The 2,356-nt window shown below is 78.1% G+C and carries 3 protein-coding genes; 2 read left to right on the forward strand and 1 reads right to left on the reverse strand.

Translation table 11 applies throughout. From position 1 onward, the window contains the following. Nucleotides 1-236: hypothetical protein (locus ABZV78_RS31635; RefSeq protein WP_355644517.1), on the reverse strand; the 236-nt coding region annotated here is incomplete at its 3' end. 170 nt (nt 237-406) lie between these two features. Here ABZV78_RS31635 and ABZV78_RS31640 point away from each other — a divergent pair. Both ABZV78_RS31640 and ABZV78_RS31645 read left to right on the forward strand, forming a co-directional pair. Further along, complete coding sequence (locus ABZV78_RS31640) at nt 407-775, forward strand: holo-ACP synthase (protein ID WP_355644519.1); 369 nt, start codon at nt 407-409, stop codon at nt 773-775. 64 nt (nt 776-839) lie between these two features. Further along, a complete protein-coding gene (locus ABZV78_RS31645) occupies nt 840-2,327 on the forward strand; it encodes an NAD(P)H-hydrate dehydratase (RefSeq protein WP_355644521.1) in 1,488 nt (495 codons plus the stop codon). Nucleotides 2,328-2,356 lie beyond the last annotated feature (29 nt).

Raw genomic sequence — 2,356 nt, forward strand, 5'->3', positions numbered from 1 at the left:
GCGGCGGCCCGGACCGCCTCGGCGGTGGCCGCCACCCGGGCGGCGAGCGACCCGTGCCAGCGCTGCACCGCCGCCTCCAGCTCGGCCAGCGCCAGCCCGGCCCGCCAGCCGTCGGCCGGCAGCACCAGCCCCGGCTCGGCGGCCGGCCCGCGGGCCAGCCGGTACGCGTCGTCGGCCAACTCCCGGGCAACCCCGCGCAACAGCTCCGGCTCGACGCTCAACGGCTCCTCGCCCATGGCGACCTCCCTGCGATCCGACCGACATCGGGGACGCTAGGGCCCGGCGGACCACCCGCACCGGCCCTGTGGACAACGGGCGGTGGGACGTATCCCGGGTTTTCCACAGGCGTTGTCCACCGCGCGCCCACCGGCCGATCCGCGGCCTCGACCGCCGGTAGGGTGAGGTCGTGATCGTGGCCGTCGGCATCGACGTCGTGCTGGTGGACCGGTTCGCCCGGTCCCTGGCGCGCACGCCGCTGCTCGCCGACCGCCTCTTCACCGAGGCCGAGCGCCACACCCGCGCCGGCAACGCGCGCTCGCCCGAGTCGATGGCCGCCCGGTTCGCCGCCAAGGAGGCGGTGGCCAAGGCGCTGGGCGCGCCGGCCGGGCTGAGCTGGCACGACTGCGAGGTCGTGCCCGACCCGGACGGCCGCCCCCGGCTGTCCGTCTCGGGCACGGTGGCGGCCGCGGCGGCCGAGCGGGGGATCAACCACTGGCACCTGTCGTTGTCGCACGACGGCGGGATCGCCTCGGCCATGGTGGTCGCGGAACGGTGAGCCGGCCCGGTGGGTCGGTCGGCCAGTCCGGGACGAACGGGACGAACGGACGGGACGGGGTGGCATGAGACCGGTGTGGCGGGTCGCGGACGTACGCGCGGCGGAGGCGGGCCTGATGGCCACCCTGGCGCCCGGGGCGCTGATGCAGCGGGCCGCCGCCGGGCTGGCCCGCCGCTGCGCGCTGCTGCTCGGCGAGCGGGGTGGTGTCTACGGCGCCCAGGTGCTTCTGCTCGTCGGCTCCGGCGACAACGGCGGCGACACCCTCTACGCGGGCGCGCACCTGGCCCGCCGGGGCACGGCGGTCGCCGCCCTGCTGCTCACCCCGGGCCGGGCGCACGGCGAGGGGCTGGCCGCGCTGCGGGCCGCCGGCGGGCGCGTGGTCGACCGGCCGCCGGCCGTGGTGGACCTGGTGCTCGACGGGATCGTCGGAATCGGCGGCACCGGCGGGCTGCGGGAGACCGCCGACCAGCTCGCCGCGAGCCTGGCCGAGCGCATCGGGCGGGACGGCACCCGGGCCACCGTGGTCGCGGTGGACGTGCCGAGCGGCGTCGCGGTGGACACCGGGCACGTGCCGCTCACCGCCTCCGGCCGGCCCTCCGCGGTCCGCGCCGACGTGACGGTCACCTTCGGCGCGCTGAAGCCGGCGCTGGTGGTCGGCCCGGCCGCGCCGCTGGCCGGGCACAACGAGCTGGTCGACATCGGGCTGGCCCCATGGCTGCGCGGCACCCCGGCGCTGCGCGTCACCGAGTGGTCCGACGTGGTCGACTGGTGGCCCCGGCTCGGCCCGTCCTCCGAGAAATACAGCCGGGGCGTGGTCGGGGTGGCGACCGGCTCGGCCACCTACCCGGGCGCGGCCGTGCTCTCGGTCAGCGGCGCGCTGAACGGCCCCACCGGCATGGTCCGCTACGCGGGCGGCGCCCGCGCGGAGGTGCTGCACCAGCACCCCTCGGTGATCGCCAGCGACCGGGTCGCCGCCGCCGGCCGGGTGCAGGCCTGGGTCTGCGGCTCGGGGCTGGGCACCGGCGAGGAGTCCGCCGCCGAGCTGCGCGCGGTGCTCGCCGCGCCGGTGCCGGCGGTGCTCGACGCCGACGCGCTGACCCTGCTGGTCGACGGCAAGCTGGCCGACCGGCTGCGTGGGCGGGACGCCCCGATCGTGGTGACCCCGCACGACCGCGAGTACGCGCGGCTCTGCGGCGAGACCCCCGGGGCGGACCGGGTCGGGGCGGCGCTGCGGCTGGCCGCCTGGATGAACGCCGTGGTGCTGCTCAAGGGCGACCGCACGATCATCGGCACCCCGGACGGCCGGGCCTACGTCAATCCGACCGGCACCCCGGTGCTGGCCACCGGGGGCACCGGCGACGTGCTGGCCGGGCTGCTCGGCTCGCTGCTGGCCGCCGGGCTGGCACCGGAGCGGGCGGCCGCCGCGGCGGCGTACCTGCACGGGCTGGCCGGCCGGGAGGCGGCGCGCGGCGGTCCGGTGACCGCGCCCGCGCTCAAGCAGAACCTCACCCCCGACCAGATCATTGACTTCAACCTCGCGCCGAAGGCCTGACCGGTCGGCTCGGGCAACGGGGGTGCGGC

Origin of the sequence: Micromonospora sp. NPDC004540, assembly GCF_040610095.1 — a bacterium.
Taxonomy (GTDB): domain Bacteria; phylum Actinomycetota; class Actinomycetes; order Mycobacteriales; family Micromonosporaceae; genus Micromonospora.

What these genes read in the sequence shown, in the direction of transcription:
- ABZV78_RS31645 (WP_355644521.1), top strand. Translation starts at nt 840, where the DNA reads ATGAGACCGGTGTGGCGGGTCGCGGACGTACGCGCGGCGGAGGCGGGC.